Consider the following 26,986-nt stretch of genomic DNA (forward strand, 5'->3'; position numbering starts at 1 on the left):
AAGGCGTTCGCCGCCCGGAATCCGCCTACCCTGGAGCCTCATATGAATCCGAATAACGCCGCATCCCTGGACCACGATCCGCAGGAAACCCGTGAGTGGCTCGACTCCATCGAATCGGTGCTGTCGGCCGAAGGCCGCCCTCGCGCCCATTACCTGATCGACCAGTTGCTGGATTTCGACGTGGCGCGCCATGGCGACTTTTACGGGCGGGTGACCACCCCTTACGTCAACACCATCGCTGCCGACCGCCAACTGCCGTACCCCGGCGACCTGGACATTGAACGGCGGACCAATGCGTTTATCCGCTGGAATGCCATGGCGATGGTCTTGCGTGCCGGCAAACACTCGGGCGTGGGTGGGCATATCGCGACCTATGCGTCAGCCGCAGTGCTGTACGACGTAGGCTTCGACCATTTCTTTCGTGGCCGCACCGACACCTTCGACGGCGACCTCGTGTACATCCAGGGCCACTCCTCCCCCGGCATCTACGGCCGCGCGTATCTGGAAGGCCGCCTCAACGAAGCCCAACTGGATAACTTTCGCCGCGAGGCCGGTGGCCAAGGCCTGTCTTCCTACCCTCACCCACGGCTGATGCCCGACTTCTGGCAATTCCCTACGGTGTCCATGGGCCTGGGGCCGATCACGGCCGCTTATCAGGCGCGCTTCATGCGTTACCTGGAGTTTCGCGACCTCAAGCAACACCAGGGTCGCAAGGTATGGGCGTTCCTCGGTGACGGCGAGATGGACCAGCCGGAATCCCTGGCCGCCATTTCCCTGGCCGGTCGCGAAAAACTCGACAACCTGATCTTCGTCGTCAACTGCAACCTGCAGCGCCTGGACGGCCCGGTGCGCGGTAACGCCAAGGTGATCCAGGAATTCGAGAGTGTGTACCGCGCCGCCGGCTGGAATGTGATCAAGGTGATCTGGGGCGGTGGCTGGGATGCGCTGCTGGACAAAGACCACAGCGGCCTGCTGCGCCAGCGCATGATGGAATGCGTGGACGGCGATTACCAGAATTACAAATCCCAGAATGGCGCCTATGTGCGCGAGCATTTCTTCGGCAAATACCCGGAATTGCTCGCACTGGTTGCGGACATGTCCGACGACGATATCTGGAAACTCTCACGGGGCGGCCATGACCCGCTCAAGGTCTACAACGCCTACGCCGCCGCAGTGCGCCACAAGGGCCAGCCCACGGTGATCCTGGCCAAGACCGTCAAGGGCTTCGGCATGGGCGAAGCCGGCGAAGGCCAGAACATCAACCATCAATTGAAGAAAATGGGTGCCGACGCGGTAAAAGCCTTCCGCGACCGCTTCGGGCTGGAAGTGGCCGATGACCTGCTCGACGAAATTCCTTACCTCAAGCCGGCGGCCGACAGCACGGAAGCGCGCTATTTCAATGCCCGGCGCCAGGCGCTGGGCGGGTATGTGCCGGCCCGGCACACTGACGTCGCCCCGTTGACTGTCCCGCCCCTGTCCGCATTCGCCACTCAACTCAAGGACACCGGCGAGCGCGCCATTTCCACCACCATGGCGTTTGTACGCATCCTTGGCACGCTGCTCAAGGACCCGCATCTGGGCAAGCTGATCGTCCCTATCGTGCCGGACGAGTCGCGCACCTTCGGCATGGAAAGCCTGTTCCGGCAGATCGGCATCCATTCCGCCGTGGGCCAGCTTTACACCCCGCAGGACGCCGGGCAACTGAGCTACTACAAAGAGAGCAAGGACGGACAGATCATGCAGGAAGGCCTGAATGAATCGGGTGCCATTTCCTCATGGATCGCGGCGAGTACGTCCTACAGCAACCATGGCCTGATGACCGTCCCGTTCTATATTTTCTATTCGATGTTCGGCTTCCAGCGCGTCGGCGACCTGGCCTGGGCGGCGGGCGACGCGCGCGCCCGCGGCTTTCTGCTGGGTGCCACGGCCGGGCGCACCACCTTGATGGGTGAAGGGTTGCAGCATGACGACGGGCACAGCCATATCCTGGCCTCGGTAGTGCCGTGCTGCGTGGCCTACGACCCGACCTTTGCCTACGAGCTGGCGGTGATTATTCGCGAGGGCATGCGGCGCATGTATGTCGAACAGCAAGACATTTACTACTACATCACCCTGCTCAACGAAAACTACCCGCACCCGGCAATGCCCGAAGGCGTAGAGGATAGGATTCTCAAAGGGATGTATCCGCTGAGCACACACGCGGAGGCTCGGGTGCAACTTATGGGAAGTGGTTCGATCCTGCGCGAAGTCATCGCCGCAGCGTCGCTGCTCCGGGAAGATTTCGCTGTAGAGAGCGATGTGTGGAGCGTCACCAGCCTGACCGAGTTGCGCCGTAACGGGCACGCCGTAGAGCGCTGGAACCTGCTGCATCCGCAAAGTGAGCCGCGTCTGAGTTACGTGGAGGAGTGCCTTGTCGGAAAAGCCGGCCCGGTGGTGGTGGCGACGGACTACATGAAATTATTCGCCGATCAGATTCGCCCCTTCGTACACGGCCGCCGCTTTGTGGCGCTGGGAACCGATGGGTTCGGGCAGTCGGACACCCGGGAAGCGTTGCGCGAGTTCTTTGAAGTGGACCGCCACTTCATCGTGCTGGCGGCGCTGAAGGCACTGGCGGATGACGGTGTGATCGGTCGTGACAACATCACAGAGGCGATCAACCGCTACGGGATCAATGTCGACAAGACAGACCCCGTAACCGTCTGAGTCACTGCGTTGGCGTTGGCAGGGCGGGAATCGCCTCTGTCGGCGCCGGCAGGCTGGGGTTGGTCGGCGCGGGCGCGGACTCGATTGCCGGGGTCTCTGGTGTCGTCTGCGGTGCCGGCTCTACGCTCGGCGCAATGGGTGCGGCCTCCGGTGGCGGTGCCAGTGGCTGCGCGGCGGCAGGGATTGCGGGCATCTGCTGAGGTGTTTCAATCTTCTCGGCGGCCGGCGCGGCTTTCGGTTCAGGCATGCCAAGCTCATCCTTGGGCTTCTCGGGTATATGCGCAGCCTGCTTCACTTCCTGGGGCAGGAACACATCCACCAAGGCAAAGTAACGCTCATAGAACTTGGGCGCCGAGACGGTCTCGCTCGCCACCTTGACCATCGAGTCATCGGTGGAGCCGATCGGCATCGACACCGAACCCAGCACCCCAACCCCGAGACTTGCGGAGTTGTTGACCTTCTTCAGCGCATAGCGGTCCTGCAGGGCGTTGGCAAACATCGTCGAATGGTTGCTGCCTTTGCCATCGGCGGCACACACCACGTTGAAGCTGATCTGCAGGTGGGTCTCGCCGGTCTGCTGGAAACTCTTGTTACCGGCCACCAGCTTCGGATCGCTGCTGGTGATGATATAGCCCTGGCTCAGCAGGGCACGGCGCGCCGCCTCACAGGCCGCCACATCGCTCACCGGGTAATCGCGGGAAAACGTACCGGAGTCGTCGAAATTCTCATGTTCGTAAATAGCGGTCTTGGGTGACGAGCAACCCGCCGCGCCCGCCAGCACCAGCGCCAACCCGAGGTTTCGCAAGTGAAATGATGTCAACATCGAAAATCCTGAGAAAAACAGTCCGGGCGGTATTGTGCAACAGAACGAGGGGTGGGCGCGCGCATTCCTGTCGGTAAAACGTCACAGGCTTTAATGCGCGCAAAAAAAGACCCCGGCCTTTTCAGGACGGGGTCTTTTATTCAAGCCGACATCAGAACTTCTTGATGTCTGCCTGGGTTTCCAGCTGCTTGCGATATGCCGCGAAGTCCTGCTGGCCGATACGGGACGCGAGGAAGCGGCGGTATTGCGCTTTTTCTTCGTCCGTAGGGGCTGCCGCTTCGTTGACGCCGTTCAAGCGCACGATCATCAGGCTGCCGTCGCGCAGAGTGACGGTGGTGAAGGTCGGCTTGTCCTTGGCCGCTGGCTTGGGCATGCGGAACAGCGCTTGCAGCACAGCAGGGTCGACGCCTTCCTGGCCACGGGTCGCCGCTTCAGTCACCTTCCAGGCCTGGCCGTCAATCGGTTGGTCCAGTGCGGTCTTGCCATCACGCAGGCTGGCGATCAACTCGTCGGCATGGGTTTTGGCGGCAGCGCTTGCACGCTCCTTGGTCATCTGCGTGCGGATCGCCGCCTCAACCTTTTCCAGCGGCAGCTGGGCAGGCTTGAGGTGTTCCTTGGCGCGCAGCACGATGATGGTTTCCGGATCCAGCTCAATGGCGCTGCTGTTGGCCCCCTCATCCAGCACTTCCGGACTGAACGCAGCGGTGACCACGGCACGGTTGGCCGCAACGCCTTCGCCACCTTCACGGCCGAACGGCGCCGAGGTGTGTACGGTCAATTTCAGGTCGGACGCAGGCTGGGCCAGGTCGGAAGCCTCGAATGCCGCATCTTCCAATTGCTTGGTCGCTTCGACAAAGCGCTGTTCAACCTGCTGGGTCTTGAGCTCGCGGGTCAGCTTGTCTTTCAGGCTGGCGAACGTCGGCACTTCTGGCGCTTCAACGCCCAACAGCTTGATCAAGTGCCAACCGAAGGCGCTGCGCACCGGCGCGGACACCTGGTCTTGCTTGAGGCCGTACAGCGCCGTTTCGAAGTCCGGATCGTACACGCCGGGACCGGCGAAGCCGAGATCACCGCCATTGTTGGCCGAACCCGGATCCTGGGAGAACTCCTTGGCCAGGGCGTCAAACTGTTCGCCCTTGGCCAGGCGCGCCTGGATCTCTTCGATCTTGGCCTTGGCTTGCGCCTCGGAGACCTTGTCGTTGACCTCGATCAGGATGTGCGCGGCACGACGCTGTTCAGCGAGGTTGGCGGTTTCTTTCTCGTAGGCGGCCTGCAGTTCATCGTCCTTGACGGTGACCTGGTCGAAGAAGGACGACTTCTTCAGCTCCAAGTAGTCGATGACGACCTGATCCGGAGTCATGAACTCCTTGGCATGCTGGTCGTAGTACGCCTTGACTTCGGCGTCGGTGAGTTTCACCGCTGCCGGGTCAGCCTTGATGTTGACGGTGGCGAAATCGCGGGTCTGTTTTTCCAGACGGGCGAATGCCAGCACCTCGGCATCGGTCACGAAACCACTGCCGGCGATGCCTGCACGAACCTGGCCGATCAGCATTTCCTGGGTCATCATCTGACGGAATTGCAGGCGGCTGTAGCCCAGTTGACGAATTACCTGGTCAAAGCGTTCGGCGTTGAACTGGCCATCCACCTGGAACTCCGGCGTCTGCAGGATCACCTGGTCCAAGGCCGCTTCCGAGAAGCCGAACTTGGAATCCGCCGCGCCTTGCAGCAGCAGCTTGCGATCGATCAGGCCCTTGAGGGCCGCATCGCGCAACAGTTTTTCGTCCAACAGGGAAGCATCGAAATCCTTGCCCAGTTGTTGCATCAGCTGGCGCCGTTGCATATCAACGGCCTGGCTCAATTCGGTCTGGGTGATTTCCTCACCGTTGACCTTGGCCACGTCCTGCTTGTTATTACCCGAAGCCTGGAAAATAGCCTCGATACCGGTGAACGCCATCAATGCGACGATGATCCCGATAATGGTCTTGGCAATCCAGCCTTGTGAATTGTCCCTGATATTTTGCAGCATGCGTCCCCCAGAAACGGTTGAACATCAAAAATAGGCAACCGTGGAGCGTGGGTAGAATCCGGATAGAAGAAAGGCGCATCCGAGGATGCGCCTTCTCGTAACTGGCGGAGCGGACGGGGGTTTTAACTCTGACCCCCGGCGTGGCGACCCGATGGATACTCGGGCCGGCTACCGCTCCGCTGCCAGGCCAGACCAGCGTCCGACCCGGGTAAGCAAAGGCTTGATCGAAGCTTAGTTAACGGCTTCTTTCAGGGCTTTACCGGCTTTGAAACCTGGTTTCTTGGCAGCAGCGATTTGCAGTGCTTTGCCGGTCTGTGGGTTACGGCCAGTGCGAGCTGGACGGTCAGTCACAGAGAAAGTACCGAAGCCTACCAGTACCACGGAGTCGCCGGCCTTCAGAGCGCCAGTGACGGATTCGATTACTGCGTCCAGCGCACGGCCGGCAGCAGCTTTCGGGATATCAGCGGATGCAGCGATAGCATCAATCAGTTCCGACTTGTTCACTCTAAGTCCCCTTATATATCTATGAGTATGATTCTAAGTTTTTTGGTAAAAAGCAAAAACCAGTGCTGGATGGCCAACAGACACTTAAGAGCCGCTTTATAACAAGGGCTCTAAAAAGCTGTCAAGGAAGCCCCCCAGGCTCCAACACTTTAATGCGTGCTAATTCTTTCCTTGGAATCCGACTCGCGTTTTTCGTCCTTCGCGACAATCTCCGGAGCCACATCCGGCAAGGGCTCCGGCGCGTATTGCAGCGCAATTTGCAGGACTTCGTCAATCCATTTAACCGGTTTGATCTGAAGATCCTGTTTAATATTGTCTGGAATTTCCTTCAGGTCGCGGACATTCTCTTCGGGAATGATCACGGTCTTGATTCCACCCCGGTGCGCGGCGAGCAATTTCTCTTTCAGTCCACCGATGGCCAATACCTGGCCACGCAGGGTGATCTCACCGGTCATCGCCACATCGGCACGCACCGGAATGCCGGTCAATGCCGACACCAGGGCCGTGCACATGCCTACACCCGCGCTGGGACCGTCCTTCGGGGTTGCCCCTTCCGGCATATGGATATGGGTGTCGTGCTTCTCGTGGAAGTCCAGGGGGATACCCAGGCTCCTGGCGCGACTGCGCACCACGGTCTGCGCGGCGGTGATCGATTCGACCATCACATCGCCCAGGGAGCCGGTCTTGATCAACTGCCCCTTGCCCGGGATGACGGCCGCTTCAATGGTCAGCAACTCGCCGCCCACCTGGGTCCACGCCAGGCCAGTCACCTGCCCTACCTGATCCTGCTGCTCGGCCAGGCCGTAGCGGAATTTACGCACACCGAGAAAATGTTCCAGCGCGTCGGCCGTCACTTTCACCGAGAAACGTTTTTCCAGCGCATGTTCCTTGACCGCCTTGCGGCAGATTTTCGCAATCTGGCGCTCGAGGCCCCGTACACCGGCCTCGCGGGTGTAATAGCGCACGATGTCACGGATGGCTTCGACGTCAAACTCGATCTCGCCTTTCTTCAGGCCGTTGGCCGAGGTCTGCTTGGGAGCGAGGTATTTGACGGCGATGTTGATCTTTTCGTCTTCGGTGTAACCCGGCAGGCGAATCACTTCCATCCGGTCCAGCAACGCCGGCGGAATGTTCATGGAGTTGGAGGTGCACAGGAACATTACGTCGGACAGGTCGTAATCGACTTCCAGGTAATGGTCGTTGAAGTTGTGGTTCTGCTCGGGATCGAGCACCTCAAGCAGCGCCGACGCAGGATCGCCGCGCATATCGCTGCCCATTTTGTCGATTTCATCGAGCAGGAACAGCGGGTTACGCACGCCCACTTTGGTCATCTTTTGAATCAATCTTCCTGGCATCGAACCGATATATGTCCGGCGATGGCCGCGGATTTCCGCTTCGTCACGCACGCCACCGAGGGCCATGCGTACAAATTTGCGGTTGGTCGCGCTGGCGATGGACTCCGCCAGAGAGGTTTTACCCACCCCGGGAGGCCCGACCAGGCATAACACCGGACCCCGAATTTTCTTCACACGCTTTTGCACGGCGAGGTATTCGAGGATCCGCTCCTTGACCTCCTCAAGACCATAATGGTCGGCATCGAGGATTTCTTCGGCGCGGGTCAGGTCCAGGCGTACCTTGGTCTGGGCCTTCCACGGCACTTGCACGAGCCAATCGATGTAGGAGCGCACCACGGTGGCTTCAGCCGACATCGGCGACATTTGCTTGAGCTTGTTCAGCTCGGCCGTCGCCTTGGTCAGCGCGTCCTTCGGCAGGCCGGCGGCATCGATACGCTTTTTCAGCTCTTCGATCTCGTTGTGGCCTTCCTCGCCGTCGCCGAGCTCTTTTTGAATGGCCTTCATCTGCTCATTCAAGTAGTACTCGCGCTGGCTGCGCTCCATTTGTTTCTTCACGCGGCCACGAATGCGCTTCTCGACCTGCAGCAGGTCGATTTCACCATCGAGCAGTGCCAGCACGTGCTCAACACGGGCCGACAGGTCGATGATCTCGAGGATGTCCTGCTTCTGCTCGATTTTCAGCGCCATGTGCGCCGCCATGGTGTCGACCAGGCGACTCGGCTCATCGATGCTGTTCAGGGACGACAGGACTTCCGCCGGGACCTTCTTGCCCAGCTGCACATACTGTTCGAACTGCGAAAGCAGGCTGCGCACGAATACTTCGGATTCACGCTCAGGGGCCTCGACTTCGTCGATCAGCGCCACTTCGGCGCGCAGGTGGCCGTCGACCTCCATGAAACGCTCGACCGCACCGCGCTGCTCGCCTTCCACCAGCACCTTGACGGTACCGTCGGGCAGCTTGAGCAATTGCAGGACAGTTGCAACGGTACCGACGCGATACAGGGCGTCTTCGCCCGGATCATCATCGGCAGGATTCTTCTGGGCCAGCAGCAGGATCTGCTTGTCGCCCGTCATCGCGGCCTCGAGGGCTTCGATAGACTTCTCGCGCCCCACGAACAGCGGGATAACCATGTGCGGATAGACGACGACATCACGCAACGGCAGGAGAGGCAATTCGATGGTTGTCTTCATGATTTCGCCTCTATGACAGTTGAAAAATAAGCTTGAAACCAAGATGGGGGTTGCATGCAAAAAAAACAAGCTCAATGCCAGCACTTAAACGCATGAATAAACGCGATTTAATCAGCCGTCACGCAAAAACACCGCAAAAAAACAAGGGGCCCCAAAAGGCCCCTTGCTTGTACCGCCACTGCAAAGACGCTTATGCGTCAGGTGCAGCCTTGGCAGCCGGCTCGCTGTTTTCATAGATATACAGTGGCTTGGACTTGCCTTCGATAACGCTTTCGTCGATCACCACTTTACTCACCTCGGACTGCGAGGGGATTTCGTACATGGTGTCGAGCAACACGCCTTCGAGGATCGAGCGCAGACCACGTGCACCGGTCTTGCGCTCCAGTGCGCGCTTGGCCACTGATTTGAGCGCGTCGGTACGGAACTCGAGGTCCACACCTTCCATCTCGAACAGCTTGGCGTACTGCTTGGTCAGGGCGTTTTTCGGCTCGGTAAGGATCTGAATCAACGCCGCCTCATCCAGCTCGTCCAGCGTCGCCAGGACCGGCAGACGGCCGACGAATTCCGGGATCAGACCGAACTTGACCAGATCGTCAGGTTCGACTTCACGCAGGGACTCGCCCACCTTCTTGCCTTCTTCCTTGCTGCGCACTTCCGCGCCGAAACCGATGCCACCACGGGTGGAACGCTGCTGGATGACCTTTTCCAACCCGGAAAACGCACCGCCACAGATAAACAGGATGTTACGCGTATCGACCTGCAGGAATTCCTGCTGCGGATGCTTGCGGCCACCCTGGGGCGGTACCGAAGCGACCGTGCCTTCGATCAGCTTCAACAGAGCCTGCTGTACGCCTTCACCGGAAACATCCCGAGTGATTGACGGATTGTCCGACTTGCGCGAAATCTTGTCGATTTCATCGATGTAGACGATACCCATCTGGGCCTTCTCTACGTCGTAGTCGCACTTCTGCAGCAGTTTCTGAATGATGTTCTCGACATCTTCGCCCACGTAGCCCGCCTCGGTGAGGGTGGTGGCGTCGGCGATGGTGAACGGAACGTTCAGCAGGCGAGCGAGGGTTTCCGCAAGCAGGGTCTTACCCGAGCCTGTGGGGCCGATCAGCAGGATATTACTCTTGCCGAGTTCGACTTCGTCGCCTTTCTTGTCACGCTGGTTCAGGCGCTTGTAGTGGTTGTACACCGCTACGGCCAGAACCTTTTTTGCACGCTCCTGACCAATCACATACTGGTCAAGGATGCCGCTGATTTCTTTAGGCGATGGGAGTTTGTGCGCACTGCTCTCGGCCTGGGCTTCCTGCACCTCCTCGCGGATGATGTCATTGCACAGGTCGACGCATTCGTCGCAGATAAACACCGAGGGGCCGGCAATCAATTTGCGTACTTCATGCTGGCTTTTGCCACAGAAGGAGCAATAAAGCAGCTTGCCGTTGTCCTCGCCGTTGCGGGTGTCAGTCATTCGTTCGATCCAAATCCGATAGGCTTGCAACACAAGATGAAGGCTTATGCGGGCTTTTTCAAGCCCGCCAGTGGTCGGGCATGCCGACCAGCCCTATTTTGAGCGGCTTATTATTAAGCGGGGCGCTTTTCGATCACTGCGTCGATCAACCCGTATTCACGGGCGGCTTCAGCGCTCATGAAATTATCACGGTTGGTATCACGCTCGATTTCTTCAAGTGTGTGCCCGCTGTGCTTGGCCATCAGCGTGTTGAGGCGCTCACGAATGAAGAGGATTTCCTTGGCATGGATTTCGATGTCCGATGCCTGGCCCTGGAAACCGCCCAGTGGCTGGTGAATCATCACGCGTGAGTTCGGCAGGCAGTAACGCTTGCCCTCGGCACCGGCGGTCAGCAGGAATGCACCCATGCTGCAGGCCTGGCCAATGCAGGTAGTCGATACGTTTGGCTTGATGAACTGCATGGTGTCGTAGATCGACATGCCCGCCGTCACCGAACCGCCCGGCGAGTTGATGTAGAGATGGATGTCCTTGTCCGGGTTTTCCGCTTCAAGGAACAGCAGCTGCGCACAGATCAGGTTGGCCATGTAGTCCTCTACCGGGCCAACCAGAAAGATCACTCGCTCCTTGAGCAGGCGCGAGTAGATGTCGTAGGCGCGTTCGCCACGAGCGGACTGCTCGACAACCATCGGGACCAGGCCGCCTGCGGCCTGGATATCAGAGTTCTGCTGAATATAGGAATTACGGAACATGCTCTGCAGTTACTCCCAAATAGTCATGTCTTGAAAACGCATAAGCCAGCGCGAGGCTGGCTTATGGTTGAATTTCCAACGAGTTGGACAATCAGTCGGCTTGTGCTGCTTCTGCCGGTTTGACTGCTTCTTCGTAAGAGACCGCTTTATCGGTCACCTTAGCCTTCTGCAGAACAGTATCCACAACTTGTTCTTCCAGCACAACCGAACGTACTTCGTTCAGTTGCTGGTCGTTCTTGTAGTACCAAGCCACAACCTGCTCAGGCTCCTGGTAGGCCGAGGCCATTTCCTGGATCATTTCGCGAACACGGTCTTCGTCCGGCTTGAGGTCGAACTGCTTGACCACTTCAGCCACGATCAGGCCCAGCACGACGCGGCGCTTGGCTTGTTCTTCGAACAGCTCGGCCGGCAGCTGGTCAGGCTTGATGTTGCCACCAAACTGCTGGACAGCTTGTACGCGCAGGCGATCCACTTCGTTGGACAGCAGGGCCTTTGGCACTTCGATCGGGTTGGCGGACAGCAGACCGTCCATGACCTGGTTCTTGACCTTGGACTTGATCGCCTGACGCAGCTCGCGCTCCATGTTCTTGCGAACTTCGGTGCGGAAGCCTTCGATGCCGGTTTCCTTGATGCCGAATTGAGCGAAGAACTCTTCGTTCAGTTCCGGCAGCTTAGGCTCGGAAACGCTGTTGACGGTCACGGTGAACTCGGCGGCTTTGCCGGCCAGGTCCAGGTTCTGGTAGTCAGCAGGGAATTCCAGGTTCAGAACGCGCTCTTCACCGGCCTTGGCGCCGACCAGGCCGTCTTCGAAGCCCGGGATCATGCGGTTGGAGCCCAGCACCAGCTGGGTACCGGTGGCGGAACCGCCAGCGAACACTTCGCCGTCAACCTTGCCAACGAAATCGATGTTCAGTTGGTCTTCGTTCTGGGCGGCACGATCGGCCACTTCGAAACGGGTGTTCTGCTTGCGCAGGATTTCCAGCATGTTGTCCAGGTCCGAATCAGCGACATCGGCGCTCAGGCGCTCGATTTCGATGCCTTCAAAACCGGCCACTTCAAACTCAGGGAACACTTCGAACGTCGCTACGTATTCCAGGTCCTTGCCAGCTTCCAGGGACTTGGGTTCGATCGACGGCGAGCCAGCCGGGTTCAGCTTCTGCTCGACAACGGCTTCGTAGAAGGAAGCCTGGATCACGTCACCTACCGCTTCCTGGCGCGCATCGGCACCAAAACGACGCTTGATTTCGCTCATCGGCACTTTGCCTGGACGGAAACCAGCGATCTTGGCCTTCTGGGCAGTCTGCTGCAGACGCTTGTTGACCGCAGTCTCGATACGCTCTGCCGGCACGGTGATGCTCATGCGGCGCTCGAGAGCAGTAGTATTTTCAACAGAAACTTGCATGGATATTCCTCGTTGCACAGACATTAGCCGGCCATTTCCGACCCCAATCAAGGGCATGCATTCTAGTGGGTCAAACTCAAGAAGTCACCCTACTGAAAATACACCTGGAAACAGCCAGCAATTTATCGGTACGAAGGCACTGAAGTACCTCGCCCCGGTGACAAATACAGCCAATTGCGCCAGGGCTCTGCGCCGCCCTTCTATCTATATAGAGAGAAAGCAGCCATTCATCTCCCTGACGGTCCGCCCCGCGAACGGCGCGAACGGGCAACGCGGCATCATCGAGACACACAAATACGACGAAACGCGCTGCCGATGGAGCCCACTACTTGCGACCGCTGACCTATCAAGCGGCCAAAACCAAAAAAGGCGCCAGACTGTTAAATCTGGCGCCTTTCGAATATGGGGTGGACGAAGGGGATCGAACCCTCGACAACGGGAGTCACAATCCCGTGCTCTACCAACTGAGCTACGCCCACCATATTGCTTTAACAAAGAAACCAAACTACTTCTTTGTTCAACCCTGCCCGGCCTGACAGCCGAGCAACGTTTTATTTGGTGCGGATGAAGAGACTCGAACTCTTACGCCTCGCGGCGCTGGAACCTAAATCCAGTGTGTCTACCAATTCCACCACATCCGCGCTTGAAGCTCTTAAAGCAAAGGCGCCAGACGGTTAATCTGGCGCCTTTCAAAATATGGGGTGGACGAAGGGGATCGAACCCTCGACAACGGGAGTCACAATCCCGTGCTCTACCAACTGAGCTACGCCCACCATATAGCGCTACTTGTGCCAAAGCTGCCTAATGGCGCACCCGGCAGGACTCGAACCTGCGACCATCCGCTTAGAAGGCGGATGCTCTATCCAGCTGAGCTACGGGCGCCTGATTAATCTGTACTCTTGGAGGATTACAAACTAAGTGTTTCCAGCCTTGCAGTACAACAATTCTGCTCGACTTTCTAACCAGTGCTAGGCTGTGCCCGACAAGTGCGACGAATAGTATAGAGCGGCCTGAAACCCGTCAAATCTTTTTTGAAAAAAACTGATTTTATTTAAGGGGTTAGGCCAATTTGCAGACCAAGCGCCTTTGCCCTCGCGCCTTGGCGTGCGAGAATGCGCGCACTTTTCTTCCCCCTCTCGATGGTTAATCACGCGTAATGACTGCACAACTTATCGACGGCAAATCAATCGCCGCCAGCCTGCGCCAGCAGATCGCCAAACGCGTCACCGAGCGTCGCCAGCAAGGCCTGCGCACGCCTGGCCTCGCGGTGATCCTGGTCGGCAGCGATCCCGCCTCTCAGGTTTATGTCTCGCACAAGCGTAAAGACTGCGAAGAGGTGGGCTTTATCTCCAAAGCCTACGACTTGCCTTCGGACACCACTCAACAGGCCCTGGCCGACCTGATTGACAGCCTCAACGATGACCCGAACATGGACGGCATCCTGCTCCAGTTGCCGCTGCCCGAGCACCTGGACGCCTCCCAACTGCTGGAACGCATCCGCCCGGACAAAGACGTCGATGGTTTCCACCCCTATAACGTCGGTCGCCTGGCCCAGCGCATCCCGCTGCTGCGCCCCTGCACGCCCAAGGGGATCATGACGTTGCTGGAAAGCACCGGGGTCGATCTCTATGGCCTCGACGCCGTCGTGGTGGGCGCCTCGAATATCGTCGGTCGCCCGATGGCCATGGAACTGTTGCTGGCCGGCTGCACCGTGACCGTCACCCACCGCTTCACCAAGGACCTGGCCGGCCACGTTGGCCGCGCCGACCTGGTGGTGGTCGCCGCCGGCAAGCCGGGCCTGGTCAAAGGTGAATGGATCAAGGAAGGCGCCATCGTCATTGACGTGGGCATCAACCGCCAGGACGACGGCAAGCTGGTCGGCGACGTGGTCTACGATACCGCCCTGCCTCGCGCCGGCTGGATCACCCCGGTTCCAGGCGGCGTAGGCCCGATGACCCGGGCGTGCCTGCTGGAGAACACGCTGTATGCGGCGGAAACGCTCCACGGCTAATAACCACGCGTACTGAAAAAGCCCTGCCTTAGCGCGGGGCTTTTTATTGCCTGAAGAAAAACTGTTTTTTCTTAGTTTTTAAGCACTTTCGTCTGGTTCTGGAAGAACATTCGACAGTTTCTGATCCATACTCCTAGAATGTAACGCCATTTTTCATAAAACCCGTTTCCCAAACGGTATTTCCTTACTTTTTAGCGAGTTCATCCGCGTGAAAATTCGTCTTTCTCTTGTCAGCCTGTTTTTTGCTTTGACAGGCACCTTCGCCCACGCCGCCGAATCCACCCTGGCCCCGCGTGACGCCTCCAAACTGCAAATTGCGTCCGGCAGCGCCATGCTGGTGGATTTGCAGACCAACAAAGTGATCTATGCCAGCAACCCCGATGTGGTGGTGCCCATCGCGTCCGTGAGCAAGCTGATGACCGGCCTGATCGTGCTGGAAGCCAAGCAGAACATGGATGAATACATCGATATCAACATCACCGACACGCCGGAGATGAAAGGGGTGTTCTCGCGCGTGAAGATCGGCAGCCAGATGCCGCGCAAGGAGATGCTGCTGATCGCGCTGATGTCCTCGGAAAACCGCGCCGCCGCGAGCCTGGCCCACCATTATCCGGGCGGCTACGCGGCGTTTATTGCGGCGATGAACGCCAAGGCCAAGGCGCTGGGCATGACCAGCACCCATTACGTGGAGCCTACAGGCCTGTCGATCCATAATGTGTCGACCGCCCGCGACCTGAGCAAGTTGCTGGCCTATGCGCGCAAATTCCCGATGTTGAGCCAGTTGAGCACCACCAAGGAAAAGACCGTGGCGTTCCGCAAGCCCAACTACACCCTGGGTTTCTCCAACACCGATCACCTGATCAATCGTGCCAACTGGGACATCAAGCTGACCAAGACCGGCTTTACCAACCAGGCCGGGCACTGCCTGGTGCTGGTCACGAGCATGGGTAACCGTCCGGTGTCGCTGGTGATCCTGGATGCTTTTGGCAAGTTCACCCACTTTGCCGATGCCAGCCGTATTCGCAGCTGGGTCGAGACCGGCAAGGGCGGCGCGGTGCCGGATGTGGCGCTGCGCTACAAGGCTGACAAGAATCTGAAGAACCGTGCGGGCGTGACGGAAGTACGCCGCTGACTCATTCACGACGCAAATCAAATGTGGGAGGGGGCTTGCCCCCGATGGCGGTGTGTCACTCACAACATCAGTGATTGATCCACCGCTATCGGGGGCAAGCCCCCTCCCACATGGGTTACTTGCGTTCCGCCAGGACCTTGAGCGCCTGGGCCGCCGCCCCTTCCTGCCCGGCCTGGGCCGTAGCGTTCGCCGCCTCCCGCCAACGCTGCGCGTCCACATTCGCCGGCAACTGGCTCGGACGCTGGGTCAGGATCGCCCAATGGCCCGCGCTCTTCCACGCCGATTCGAAGTCACCAAAGCCCATCATCAATCGCCGCTCCATGCCGGAACGCAACAGCACCGTGCTTTTCTGCTGATTGAACCCCACCACCACGACGTAACGCGGGCCGGACCAGAAGCTGGAGTTGATGCGCGCCATTACCGGGTAACCGGCCGCCACCTGTGCCAGCACTGCGGTCAGCCCGGCATCCAGCGGATACACCATCAGCCCGTACTCACGCGCCAGCTTTGGCATGTTGCGCTCAAGGTCCGCCTCGGCGCCCGGCAGGTGCAGTGGCTTATCGAGCAGCCCCGGTGTCATGACAATGCCTTGTTGCGACAGCATGCTGGCCAGTGCCGCAGGACCGCTCTGATAAGCCTCGCTGCGAAAGGTGGGGACGCCATTGAGCTCAACCCGCTCCGGCAGGCCGGGAAGTTTCGACGGCTGGCTGGAACAGGCCATCAGCCCCAGGGCACAGGCCAGCAGGATGGATGTTTTGAGGTTCGACCGTAAGCGCAATGTTTGACTCTCTTGATCAACTGCCGGTGAGGGCCCCGATCATAGGACGCTCTTGGGCAAGGGTATAGCCTCACGTGTCGATAAACCGCCCGCCATAGAGCAAACAAGTTGGACGGACACGACCATTGGTCAATAGCAGGCAACCGCCGGGTAGCTAGACTGTCCATTGAGAAGACTGTGTGTACCCCGGACGGGGTGAAGGGAGGCCTGAATGAGCCTTGCAACGACGATTTTCCTGTTGATCTGCGGTTGGCTGGCGGTGGCCGCCGCCATGTTGTGGGGGGTCATGCGCGTGACCCGCCGGCACCATCCCCCCCACGTCAAACCCGCCGCGCCCGCCAAGCCGAGCAAGGCGACGGTGCATCACGCCTAGCCGGGCATGCAATTGAAGTCCTGGGTGGCGGCGACCTCCTTGCCATGGCCATCCTTGAGCGCTGCGCGCACGGTGGTCCCCAGGCTCGATTCCTCCAGGGTGTAATGCTCACCCGCCTTGAAATGCTTGTACTCGACCCGGCCCTGGCAGTCCTGCTGGTTATCGTCGCCGGGCTCCTCCTCAAACAGCGTCACGTCCAGGCGATGGTCTCCGGGGCTCACTTCGAAGTAGCGCCCGTCATCGACGCGCTTGCCATCGAGACGCTCGGCCAACAAGTCATTCGGTGCCTCTTCTTTCAAGCCGATCCAGGCTTGGCTCGGGTCAGCCTTGGGTATCGGGCCGGCACACGCCGACAACAGTACGACAGCCGCAAGGGTGGGAATCAATAACAGTGTTTTCGGTGACATGGCAGGGCTCCAAAGCGCATCAGTAAAAAGCGTATCCGATGACTGGCAAGCTTGAAGAGCTGTCGTTTGTAGAACAAATGAATACAAATGAAACGATCTTCAGCCATTACCTAAATGTTCCTTCACCTGGCTGAAAGGTGCGTGTTAGGTGGGTCGGGCAAGACTGCCGGGGTTTGCAATCCTGCTTTTCTCGGAGACTCACGCATGCTCGGGCTGGTAAAGACCGCACTGCACAAGCCGTACACGTTTATCGTGCTGGCCATATTCATCTGCATCATCGGGCCCATGGCGGCCCTGCGTACGCCCACCGATGTGTTCCCCGATATCGGTATCCCCGTGGTCGCCGTGGTCTGGCAATACAACGGCCTGTCGCCGGACGCCATGGCCGGGCGGGTGATCTACACCTACGAACGCTCCCTGAGCACCACCGTCAACGACATCGAACATATCGAATCGCAATCTTTGCCGGGCATGGGCATCGTCAAGATCTTCTTCCAGCCCGGCGTGGATATCCGCACCGCCAACGCCCAGGTCACGGCGGTATCACAGACGGTGCTCAAGCAAATGCCCCCGGGTATCACGCCGCCGTTGATCCTCAACTACAGCGCCTCCACGGTGCCGATCCTGCAAATGGCGTTCTCCAGTCCGAGCCTGTCGGAGGCGAAAATCCGCGACCTGGTGCAGAACAATATCCGCCTGCCGCTGAGCGCCCTGCCCGGCCTGGCGATGCCCACGCCAATGGGCGGCAAGCAACGCCAGATCACCCTGGACCTCGACCCCCAAGCCCTGGCGGCCAAGGGTTTGTCGGCCCAGGACGTGGGCAATGCCCTGGCATTGCAGAACCAGATCATCCCGGTGGGCACCGCCAAGCTTGGCCCCAATGAATACACGATCCTGCTGAACAACAGCCCCAAGGCCATCGATGAGCTCAACGACTTGCCGATCAAGAACGTCGACGGCGCGATCATCACCATCGGCCAAGTGGCCCATGTACGGGACGGCTCGCCCCCGCAGACCAATATCGTGCGCGTCGACGGCCACCGTGCGGTGCTGATGCCGGCCTTGAAGAACGGCAGTATCTCGACGCTCTCGATCATCGACGGCATTCGCCAGATGCTGCCGCGCATCAACGAAACCCTGCCGCCGTCGCTGAAGACCTCACTGCTGGGCGACGCCTCGGTGTTCGTCAAGCAGTCGGTGGGCAGCGTGGCCCAGGAAGGCATCATCGCCGCCCTGCTGACCAGCGCGATGATCCTGCTGTTTCTCGGCAGTTGGCGCTCGACCCTGATCATTGCCGCATCGATCCCCCTGGCGGTGCTGTCGGCCATCGCGCTGCTGGCGGTCAGCGGGCAAACCCTGAATGTGATGACCCTGGGCGGCCTGGCCCTGGCGGTGGGCATTCTGGTGGACGACGCCACGGTGACCATCGAAAACATCAACTGGCACCTTGAACAAGGCAAGGCGGTGAAGACCGCGATCCTCGACGGCGCCGCACAAATCGTCGGCCCGGCGTTCGTCTCGCTGCTGTGCATCTGCATCGTGTTCGTGCCGATGTTCTTGCTGCAGGGCATCGCCGGGTATCTGTTCCGGCCGATGGCGCTGGCGGTGATCTTTGCCATGGCCAGTTCGTTCATTCTCTCGCGCACCCTGGTGCCGACGCTGGCGATGTTTCTGCTCAAGCCCCACGCACCGGAGCAAGGCCCGGGACATCATCCGGAAGATGCATTCATCAACCACCACGAGGGCGAACAGCACCGCAAGCCGCGCCATGCCGCGCTGCAAGCCGTGCTGAATTTCCAGCAAGGGTTCGAGCGGCATTTCTCGAATATCCGCGACACCTACCACGGCCTGCTGATGCTCGCACTCGGCGCGCGCAAGCGCTTTATCGTCGGGTTCCTCGCCTGTGTGCTGGCCTCGTTCGTGTTGCTGCCGAGCCTGGGCCAGGATTTTTTTCCGGCCACCGATGCCGGCGCACTCGCGCTGCATGTGCGCCTGCCGCTGGGTACGCGCATCGAGGAAAGCGCCGCCGCGTTCGACCGCATCGAAGCGCGGATTCGCGAGGTGATCCCGGCGCAAGCGCTGGACACGATCGTCGACAACATCGGCATCCCGCTCAGCGGCATCGACATGGCCTACAGCAACAGCGGCACCATCGGCCCGCAGGACGGCGATATCCAGGTCACGCTGAAAAAGAACCACGCGCCCACCGCCGATTACGTGAAAAAACTGCGTGAGGCCCTGCCGCAAAGCTTTCCCGGCAGCCACTTTGCGTTCCTGCCGGCGGACATCAGCAGCCAGATCCTCAACTTCGGCGCGCCGGCACCACTGGACGTGAAGATTTCCGGGCGCAACGATGCCGAAAACCGCGCCTATGCCGTGGAACTCGAACGGCGCCTGCAACACGTACCGGGCATCGCCGACCTGCGTATCCAACAGTCCACCGGTTACCCGTCGCTGCAGGTGAATGTCGACCGCCTGCGCGCCAATGGCCTGGGCATCACCGAAAAAGACGTGACCAACAGCATGGTCGCCTCCCTCGCCGGCAGCTCCCAGGTGGCGCCCACGTTCTGGCTGAATCCGGCCAATGGCGTGTCCTATTCGATCGTGGCCGCGACGCCGCAATACCGCCTCGACAGCCTGCCTTCGCTGGAGGCACTGCCGGTGACCGGTGCCGATGGCCAGTCCCAGATCCTCGGCGGCGTGGCGACTATTTCGCGGGTACAAAGCCCCGCGGTGGTGACGCACTACAACATCGAACCCACCCTGGACCTGTATGCCAACGTGCAGGGCCGCGACCTCGGTGGCGTCGCCCGGGATGTGCAAAAAGTCCTCGATGACACCGCGTCCATGCGCCCCAAAGGCGCGACGATCAGCCTGCACGGGCAGATCGATGCGCTGCACGAGGCGTTCAGCGGCTTGAGCTTCGGCCTGCTCGGCGCCGTGGTGTTGATCTACCTGCTGATCGTGGTCAACTTCCAATCCTGGGCCGACCCCTTCGTGATCATCACCGCGTTGCCCGCAGCATTGGCGGGGATCGTGTGGATGCTGTTCCTCAGCGGCACCTCGCTATCGGTGCCCGCCCTGACCGGCGCGATTCTGTGCATGGGCGTGGCCACCGCCAACTCGATCCTGGTGGTGAGTTTCTGCCGTGAACGCCTGGCCGAACATGGCGATGCCTTGAAAGCTGCGATGGAAGCCGGTTACACGCGCTTTCGCCCGGTGTGCATGACCGCCCTGGCGATGATCATCGGCATGCTGCCCCTGGCGCTGTCCGAGGAACAAAACGCGCCGCTGGGCCGCGCCGTGATCGGTGGGTTGATCTTCGCCACCGTCGCCACCTTGTTGTTTGTTCCCGTGGTCTTCAGCCTGGTCCACGGTCGTCACCCTACTCGCGCAATTGCTGGAGAAACGTCCCATGTCGTCTGATCAAAAACCCTCGCGCAAGCGTCTGATGCTCATGGGTATCGGCGGCCTGACCCTGGCCGCCCTGTTGGTCGCCAACGGCTTGCACGCCCGCACGCTGCATGAACAAGCGGTGACCGCCTGGACTGAAACTGCGGCCATCCCCCAGGTGAGGGTGTTCCAGCCCAAACAGAATGCCAGCGGCGACACCCTGCGCCTGCCGGCGCACCTGGAGGCCTGGAGCAAGGCGCCGATTCATGCCCGGGTCAGCGGCTATTTGAAGGACTGGAAGGTCGATATCGGCAGCCAGGTCAAGGCCGGGCAAATCCTCGCGCAAATCGACAGCCCGGACCTTGACCAGCAACTGGCGCAAACCCACGCCCATCTGGTCCAGGAACAGGCCAATGCACGCCTGGCCGCCACCACCGCAACGCGCTGGCAAAACCTGCTGGCCAGCCACTCCGTGTCGCGCCAGGAGGCCGACGAGAAAACCTCGGATGCCGCCGCCGCCAAAGCCAATGCCCAGGCGGCCGCCGCCGACTATGCGCGGCTGTGCGCACTGGAAAGCTACAAGACCCTGCGTGCGCCTTTCGCCGGCACCATCACCGCGCGCAATACCGACATCGGCCAGTTGATCAAGGCCGACACCGACAGCGATCCGGAACTGTTCAGCCTTGCCGACACCCACCAACTGCGCCTGTACGTGCCGGTGCCACAGAACTACGCGGCGGTGATCCACCCAGGCCTGCAAGCCGAGCTGACGGTGCCCGAACATCCGGGCGAGCACTTCAAGGCGCGCCTGATCGGCGACTCCACGGCCATCGACCGACGCTCCGGCACCCTGCTCGCGCAGTTCGTCGTCGACAACCCGAACGGTGAACTGCTGCCCGGCGACTATGCCGAAGCGACCTTGCCGATTCCGGCGGACACCCATGGCGTGAGCATCCCCGCCAGCGCGCTGATCTTCCGTGCCCAGGGCACCCAGGTCGCCGTGCTCGACCGGCAAGACCACGTGCACCTGCAAGCCATTCATATCGGCCTGGACCTGGGCGAACGCCTGGTGATCGACCAGGGCCTGAAACCCGCCGACCGCATCATCGACAACCCACCCGACGCCCTGCGCGAAGGCGACGCGGTACAACTGGCCGACGCCACCGGGGGTGCCCATGCGCCCAAGGCTTAACCCGTTTGCGGCACTGATGCTACTGGCCTTGCAAGGCTGCTCCATGGCACCCGTCTACCACGTGCCGTCGGTTGACCTGCCGGCCGGTTACCGCGAACAGACCAGCGACGGCCCGTGGCACAGCGCGCAGCCGTCCGACACCTTGGCGCCGCAATGGTGGAAGCTGTACAAGGACCCAACGCTCGATGCGCTGCAACAGCAACTGCTCGCGGCCAACCCGGACCTGGCCGCGGCGCTGGCGCATTTCGATGCGTCCCAGGCGTATGCCAGTCAACTGCATGCAGGGCTGTTTCCACAGCTCACCGCCAGCGCCCAGCCGTTGCGACAGCGCCAATCGGATTCGAGGCCGTTGCGCGGCACGACGCAACCGTCGGTGTACAACAGCAACACCGCCGGATTCTCGTTGAGTTACGAACTGGACCTGTGGGGCAAAATCCGCAACCAGGTTGCGGCCGGCGACGCCCAGGCGCAAGCATCCGGCGATGACTTGGCCGTGGCGCGCCTGAGCCTGCAACGCCAGTTGACAACGCTGTATGTGCAACTCAACGGGCTGGATGCGCAGAGCCGGATTCTCACCCACTCGCTGGAGGATTTCAGCCAGGCGCTGCAACTCACCCGTAGCCGTTATGAGGGGCAGATCGCCTCGGAACTGGACCTCACCCGTGCGCAAAATCAACTGGCCGAGGCCAGGGCGCAGCTGGATGAAGTGCGTGGGCAGCGCAACCTCACCGAGCATGCCATCGGCGAATTGGTCGGCGTCGCGGCCAGTAACTTTTCACTGCCAGCCAGCCCGCAGTTGATGGCCTTGCCAGGGATTCCAGCGCAACTGCCCAGCCACTTGCTGCAACGTCGCCCGGATATTGCGGCGGCGGAACGGCGAGTGTTTGCAGCCAATGCCTCTATTGGCGTGGCCAAGGCGGCGTGGTATCCGGACTTCAGTCTGACCGGGTTGATTGGCGGCCAGACGCAGGGCGTGGGCAACCTGCTTTCAGCGGGCAATCGCTATTGGGCGCTGGGGCCGTTGATGCACCTGCCCATCCTTGATGGCGGACGCTTGAGCGCCAACGAACGCCAGGCCAGGGCCGAATTTGAAGAAGCATCGGCACAGTACCGCAGCCAGGTGTTGAAAGCCGTGCGCGAGGTGGAAGACAACCTCGCACAACTGCGCGACTTGCAGCAACAGGCCCAGGACGAACAGGCGGCGGCGGATGCGGCCCAGCACACCCAGGCGCTGGCGATGAACAGCTATGAGGCGGGAGCCGTGAGTTATCTGGATGTGGTCACCGCACAAACAGCGGCCTTGCAGGCGCAGCGAACCTTGCAGGCGGTGCAGACACGGCAGTTGCAGGCGAGTGTGGGGTTGGTGACGGCGTTGGGGGGTGGGTGGCAAGCTGGAAGCGAGGGGCAGACGCACTGACGGCGGCGCCTGTTACGGCCTCATCGGGAGCAAGCCCCCTCCCACACTGGTTCCGCGACTGACACACAATGTATGAACACAGCAGGTCCCCTGTGGGAGGGGGCTTGCTCCCGATAGCGCCCTTCCAGACACATCCTGCCAAAAGCCTGCACATCACATTCAGCCCACCCCTCCTAGCCTCTCAGAGTCCACTTAGCAGAGAGGCCAGGGAATGCCTGATCTACCCGCTTCACATCGCCTGCGCATCGGCCGAATCAGCGAACCGAATCGCATCTACTTGATTACCACCAATACCCATGAACGCATTCGCCTGTTCAGCGACTTTCACCTCGGGCGCCTGGTGGTCCGGCAATTTCGGGTCGCTCAGCACCAAGGGCTGGCGAACTCCCTGGCATGGGTCATCATGCCCGACCATTTCCACTGGATCATCGAGTTGAAAAAAGGCTCGCTGGCAGACCTGATGTGCCAGGTAAAATCCAGGAGTACACGAACCGTCAACGGCGCCACAGGACGCAAGGGCCGGCTATGGCAGGAAAGCTTCCACGACCGGGCACTGCGCAAAGAAGATGACCTGGTGAAAATGGCCCGCTATGTAGTGGCCAATCCATTGCGCGCAGGGTTGGTCGAGCGGATTGGCGACTATCCGCTGTGGGATGCCATCTGGGTCTGACGTCAAACACAGTTCAAATGTGGGAGGGGGCTTGCCCCCGATGAGGGAGTGTCAGTAAGCACATCTGTGACTGACCCACCGCCATCGGGGGCAAGCCCCCTCCCACATTTTTTTCCCCATTTTCAGGCCGCGAGCTTACCGCTGGCGATGGCTGCCGAAGCCGCCACCATGGCACGCAACAACACCGCACACCCCGCCGCCAAATCATCCGGCGCGGCATTCTCGATTTCGTTATGGCTGATACCCCCCTCACACGGCACAAAGATCATTCCCGCCGGGCCCAGCTCGGCGACGAAAATCGCGTCGTGCCCTGCCCCGCTGACAATGTCCATGTGCGACAACCCCAGGCCATTGGCCGCGTCGCGCACGGCGTCCACGCAGCCTTGGTCGAAGTACAGCGGCGGGAAGTCGGCGGTAGGTTCCAGCTCAAAGCTCAAGCCATGTTTGTCGCAGGTTGCATCGATCACCTGGCGCACCTGGGCAATCATCGAATCCAGGCGTGCCGGCTCCAGGTGACGAAAATCCAGGGTCATACGCACTTCGCCGGGAATCACATTGCGCGAACCGGGATACGCCTGCAGGCAACCCACGGTGCCGCAGGCATGCGGCTGGTGTTCCAGTGCTGCGGCGTTGACGGCGGCCACCACCGCTGCCGCGCCTACCAGAGCATCCTTGCGCAGGTGCATCGGCGTCGGCCCCGCGTGCGCTTCAACGCCCCGCAACTTCAGGTCGAACCACTTCTGCCCGAGGGCTCCGAGTACCACGCCGATGGTTTTTTTCTCATCTTCGAGAATCGGCCCTTGTTCGATATGCGCTTCGAAATAAGCACCGACTTTGTGCCCGCTCTCGGCACGCGTGCCCGCATAGCCGATGGCGTTCAGCGCCTCGCCAACCGAAATGCCGTCCACATCCACCTTGGCCAGGGTGTCGGCCAGGCTGAACTTCTCGGCGAACACCCCGGAGCCCATCATGCACGGTGGAAAGCGCGAGCCTTCTTCGTTGGTCCACACCACCACCTCCAGCGGCGCCTCGGTTTCGAGCTTGAGGTCGTTGAGGGTGCGCAGCACTTCCACACCGGCCAACACGCCGAAGCAGCCGTCGAACTTGCCGCCGGTGGGCTGGGTGTCGATATGGCTGCCGGTCATCACCGGCGGCAGGTCGGGGTTGCGCCCCGGACGCCGGGCGAAAATATTGCCGATGCCGTCGACGGTCACGGTACAGCCGGCCTCCTCGCACCATTGCACGAACAGGTCGCGGGCCTTGCGGTCGAGATCGGTGAGGGCCAGGCGGCACACCCCGCCCTTGGGGGTGGCGCCGAGCTTGGCCAGGTCCATCAGCGACTGCCACAAACGGTCGCGGTTGATGTGCTGATGGGTCGATTGCAGAACGTCGAGGGCAGCGTTCATGGGGGGATCTCCTCAGGCTTGAATTGACACGATTCCAACAGTGAAAACTGGTCAAAATGTGGGAGGGGGCTTGCCCCCGATAGCGGTGGTTCAGTTACAGGTGAGTTGATTGACACACTGCAATCGGGGGCAAGCCCCCTCCCACATTTTGGACTGTGTTCACAAGGATGATTTGGCTACGACTGGCGTGATCGCGCGCCTGGCGTTCAGCGCGTAATACAGCACGCCGCCCAACGCCGAGCCGGTGAACCAACCGTAGCTGTAGAACCAGCTGAACGCATCGCTGCCCAGGGACAGCAAGGTCAGCACCACCGGCACGCCGAACGCGATAAACCCGCTCCAGTTCCAGGCCGGGTACACGTCGTCACGGTAGAGTCCCGCCAGGTCCAGCTGCTGTCTGCGGGTGATGAAGTAGTCCACCACCATGATCCCGGCGATCGGTCCCAGCAGGCTGGAGTAACCGAGCAACCAGTTGGAATACACCGTCTCCAGGCTGACATCGGACACGATCAGTCCGAGTTTTTTCAGCAGCTCATGGGCCATCAGCGCCAACCCCACCAGACCGGTCAGAATCACCGCCGTGGTGCGGTTGATCAGCTTGGGCGCGATGTTCTGAAAGTCGTTGGTCGGCGAAACGATGTTCGCCGCCGTGTTGGTCGACAAGGTGGCGATGATGATCAACGCCATGGCGACGGCGACCCACACCGGGCTCTGGATATGCCCGATCAGGGTGACCGGGTCGGACACGCTGACGCCCACCAGTTTTACCGAAGCGGCGGTCATGATCACGCCCAGGGCAGCGAACAGGAACATGGTCAGCGGCAGGCCGAAAATCTGCCCGAGGATCTGGTCCTTCTGGCTTTTGGCATAGCGGCTGAAGTCAGGGATATTCAGCGACAACGTGGCCCAGAATCCCACCATTGCGGTGAGGCCGGCCATGAAATAACCGGTGAGACTCGCCCCTTCGGGACGCTTGGGCGGGATCGCCATCAGTTCGCTGATCGACACATTCGGCATCGCCCACACCAGCAAGCCAATGCCCACGGCAACCAGCAACGGCGCCGACAGGGTTTCCAGGCGCTTGATCGACTCGGCGCCACGCAACACCACCCACAGATTCAGGCACCAGAAAAGCATGAACCCGATCACCTCGCCGGTACCGCCGAGGGACTTCCAGCCCTCGAAAATCGAGCCGAGAAACAGATGAATCGCCAGCCCGCCGAACATCGTCTGGATGCCAAACCAGCCGCACGCCACCAGCGCGCGGATCAGGCACGGCACATTGGAGCCCAGGATGCCGAACGATGAGCGCAACAGCACCGGAAAGGGAATGCCGTACTTCGTACCCGCAAATGCGTTAAGCGTCAGTGGGATGAGAACCACAATGTTGGCCAGCAAAATCGCCATCAGCGCTTCGCCCACCGACAACCCGAAGTACGCGGTGAGCACACCGCCCAGGGTGTAGGTGGGCACACAGATCGACATGCCGACCCACAGCGCCGTGATATGCCACTTGTTCCAAGTGCGTTCATGCACTTTGGTCGGTGCCATGTCGTGGTTGTAGCGAGGGCTGTCGAGGACGTCGGGGCCGGCGTCGAGTTCGTACAGGCCGTTGCGTTCGGTGACTTGCGATCTGTTCTGTTGCATGGCCGCTCCACGGTTTTTTTTAAAATTATTGTTGCTCACCTGCGCGGTTAAGGCAGGTGGCCGGAGTACCTCGTAGACAACATGACATCTCAGGCCCGGCCAGCCGCCACTGCACTCAATTACCGTGCCGACTACTGCTTCGCGACCCACACTGCATATATAACTGGCTGATGTTTATCAGCTTTATCCGATTACCCGAGGGCCTCTTCGGAACTTGCCGTGCGGCTCAGGCGCGACAGCAGGAAAGTTATCCGAACCTTCAGGACTCAATCTGGTGCAACACAATTATTTTTATTTACCGGCCTCGTCAAGCGCCGTCTCTCAAGCGGCTGA

19 protein-coding genes and 4 tRNA genes are annotated in these 26,986 nt (G+C 60.3%); 8 read left to right on the top strand and 15 right to left on the bottom strand.

The features are described from left to right. The first annotated feature begins 42 nt into the window (after window positions 1–42). A complete protein-coding gene (gene aceE / locus BFQ00_RS15145) occupies window positions 43–2,703 on the top strand; it encodes a pyruvate dehydrogenase (acetyl-transferring), homodimeric type (RefSeq protein ID WP_065933976.1) in 2,661 nt (886 codons plus the stop codon). A gap of 1 nt (window position 2,704) precedes the next feature. On the opposite strand, the gene BFQ00_RS15150 is transcribed toward aceE, so the two are convergent. The 11 genes from BFQ00_RS15150 to BFQ00_RS15200 form a co-directional block, all read right to left on the bottom strand. Then, window positions 2,705–3,526: a DUF2242 domain-containing protein gene (locus BFQ00_RS15150; RefSeq protein WP_065933977.1), complete on the bottom strand. Its 822-nt coding sequence runs from the start codon at window positions 3,524–3,526 to the stop codon at window positions 2,705–2,707. A gap of 151 nt (window positions 3,527–3,677) precedes the next feature. Beyond that, window positions 3,678–5,552 carry a SurA N-terminal domain-containing protein gene (locus BFQ00_RS15155; RefSeq protein ID WP_065933978.1) on the bottom strand — a complete coding sequence of 625 codons (1,875 nt, stop codon included), beginning with the start codon at window positions 5,550–5,552 and terminating at the stop codon, window positions 3,678–3,680. A gap of 231 nt (window positions 5,553–5,783) precedes the next feature. Continuing rightward, window positions 5,784–6,056 carry an HU family DNA-binding protein gene (locus tag BFQ00_RS15160; protein WP_003174819.1) on the bottom strand — a complete coding sequence of 91 codons (273 nt, stop codon included), beginning with the start codon at window positions 6,054–6,056 and terminating at the stop codon, window positions 5,784–5,786. Window positions 6,057–6,205: 149 nt separating this feature from the next. Beyond that, window positions 6,206–8,602 (bottom strand): endopeptidase La, encoded by a 2,397-nt coding sequence (gene lon, locus BFQ00_RS15165; RefSeq protein WP_065884860.1) that lies wholly within the window; start codon window positions 8,600–8,602, stop codon window positions 6,206–6,208. 190 nt (window positions 8,603–8,792) lie between these two features. Further along, window positions 8,793–10,076 (bottom strand): ATP-dependent Clp protease ATP-binding subunit ClpX, encoded by a 1,284-nt coding sequence (gene clpX, locus BFQ00_RS15170; protein WP_017136464.1) that lies wholly within the window; start codon window positions 10,074–10,076, stop codon window positions 8,793–8,795. A 113-nt stretch (window positions 10,077–10,189) separates the two neighbouring features. Continuing rightward, window positions 10,190–10,825: an ATP-dependent Clp endopeptidase proteolytic subunit ClpP gene (gene clpP, locus BFQ00_RS15175; protein WP_003174822.1), complete on the bottom strand. Its 636-nt coding sequence runs from the start codon at window positions 10,823–10,825 to the stop codon at window positions 10,190–10,192. A gap of 91 nt (window positions 10,826–10,916) precedes the next feature. Beyond that, window positions 10,917–12,227, bottom strand: a complete 1,311-nt coding sequence (gene tig / locus BFQ00_RS15180) for a trigger factor (protein WP_065892545.1) — start codon at window positions 12,225–12,227, stop codon at window positions 10,917–10,919. Window positions 12,228–12,630: 403 nt separating this feature from the next. Beyond that, window positions 12,631–12,706, bottom strand: a tRNA-His gene (locus BFQ00_RS15185). 77 nt (window positions 12,707–12,783) lie between these two features. After that, a tRNA-Leu gene (locus tag BFQ00_RS15190) sits at window positions 12,784–12,868 on the bottom strand. 56 nt (window positions 12,869–12,924) lie between these two features. After that, window positions 12,925–13,000 (bottom strand) — tRNA-His (locus tag BFQ00_RS15195). A gap of 32 nt (window positions 13,001–13,032) precedes the next feature. Then, window positions 13,033–13,109, bottom strand: a tRNA-Arg gene (locus BFQ00_RS15200). Window positions 13,110–13,383: 274 nt separating this feature from the next. On the opposite strand from BFQ00_RS15200, the gene folD reads away from it, so the two are divergent. Then, entirely contained in the window at window positions 13,384–14,238 is an 855-nt protein-coding gene (folD, locus tag BFQ00_RS15205) for a bifunctional methylenetetrahydrofolate dehydrogenase/methenyltetrahydrofolate cyclohydrolase FolD (protein ID WP_065884858.1), read from the top strand. Between the two features lie 208 nt (window positions 14,239–14,446). After that, window positions 14,447–15,370 carry a D-alanyl-D-alanine endopeptidase gene (gene pbpG, locus BFQ00_RS15210; protein WP_065884857.1) on the top strand — a complete coding sequence of 308 codons (924 nt, stop codon included), beginning with the start codon at window positions 14,447–14,449 and terminating at the stop codon, window positions 15,368–15,370. Between the two features lie 115 nt (window positions 15,371–15,485). Here the strand turns inward: pbpG and BFQ00_RS15215 are convergent, their stop codons facing one another. Then, entirely contained in the window at window positions 15,486–16,148 is a 663-nt protein-coding gene (locus tag BFQ00_RS15215) for a peptidase C39 family protein (RefSeq protein WP_065933979.1), read from the bottom strand. A 211-nt stretch (window positions 16,149–16,359) separates the two neighbouring features. On the opposite strand from BFQ00_RS15215, the gene BFQ00_RS29670 reads away from it, so the two are divergent. Further along, window positions 16,360–16,521, top strand: coding sequence for a hypothetical protein (locus BFQ00_RS29670; RefSeq protein WP_163002819.1), 162 nt, complete (start codon window positions 16,360–16,362; stop codon window positions 16,519–16,521). Here BFQ00_RS29670 and BFQ00_RS15220 read toward each other — a convergent pair. After that, window positions 16,518–16,928 carry a PA0061/PA0062 family lipoprotein gene (locus BFQ00_RS15220; protein ID WP_065884855.1) on the bottom strand — a complete coding sequence of 137 codons (411 nt, stop codon included), beginning with the start codon at window positions 16,926–16,928 and terminating at the stop codon, window positions 16,518–16,520. The two genes, BFQ00_RS29670 and BFQ00_RS15220, sit on opposite strands and share 4 nt — an antisense overlap. 204 nt (window positions 16,929–17,132) lie before the next feature. On the opposite strand from BFQ00_RS15220, the gene BFQ00_RS15225 reads away from it, so the two are divergent. The 4 genes from BFQ00_RS15225 to BFQ00_RS15240 all read left to right on the top strand — a co-directional run bounded on the left by BFQ00_RS15225 (window position 17,133) and on the right by BFQ00_RS15240 (window position 23,600). Beyond that, window positions 17,133–20,354 carry an efflux RND transporter permease subunit gene (locus BFQ00_RS15225; protein WP_065933980.1) on the top strand — a complete coding sequence of 1,074 codons (3,222 nt, stop codon included), beginning with the start codon at window positions 17,133–17,135 and terminating at the stop codon, window positions 20,352–20,354. Beyond that, complete coding sequence (locus BFQ00_RS15230) at window positions 20,344–21,513, top strand: efflux RND transporter periplasmic adaptor subunit (RefSeq protein ID WP_065933981.1); 1,170 nt, start codon at window positions 20,344–20,346, stop codon at window positions 21,511–21,513. Before BFQ00_RS15225 ends, BFQ00_RS15230 begins: the two co-directional genes overlap by 11 nt. Beyond that, entirely contained in the window at window positions 21,497–22,930 is a 1,434-nt protein-coding gene (locus BFQ00_RS15235) for an efflux transporter outer membrane subunit (protein WP_065933982.1), read from the top strand. Before BFQ00_RS15230 ends, BFQ00_RS15235 begins: the two co-directional genes overlap by 17 nt. 211 nt (window positions 22,931–23,141) lie before the next feature. Further along, a complete protein-coding gene (locus tag BFQ00_RS15240) occupies window positions 23,142–23,600 on the top strand; it encodes an REP-associated tyrosine transposase (protein WP_065933983.1) in 459 nt (152 codons plus the stop codon). Window positions 23,601–23,722: 122 nt separating this feature from the next. Here BFQ00_RS15240 and BFQ00_RS15245 read toward each other — a convergent pair whose 3' ends face one another. Then, window positions 23,723–25,006: a Zn-dependent hydrolase gene (locus BFQ00_RS15245; protein WP_065933984.1), complete on the bottom strand. Its 1,284-nt coding sequence runs from the start codon at window positions 25,004–25,006 to the stop codon at window positions 23,723–23,725. A gap of 159 nt (window positions 25,007–25,165) precedes the next feature. Next, entirely contained in the window at window positions 25,166–26,653 is a 1,488-nt protein-coding gene (locus tag BFQ00_RS15250; protein ID WP_065933985.1) for an NCS1 family nucleobase:cation symporter-1, read from the bottom strand. Between the last annotated feature and the right edge of the window lie 333 nt (window positions 26,654–26,986).

This window comes from Pseudomonas sp. 28 E 9 (assembly GCF_900004785.1).
In the GTDB taxonomy this organism is placed as follows: Bacteria; Pseudomonadota; Gammaproteobacteria; order Pseudomonadales; family Pseudomonadaceae; genus Aquipseudomonas; species Aquipseudomonas orientalis_A.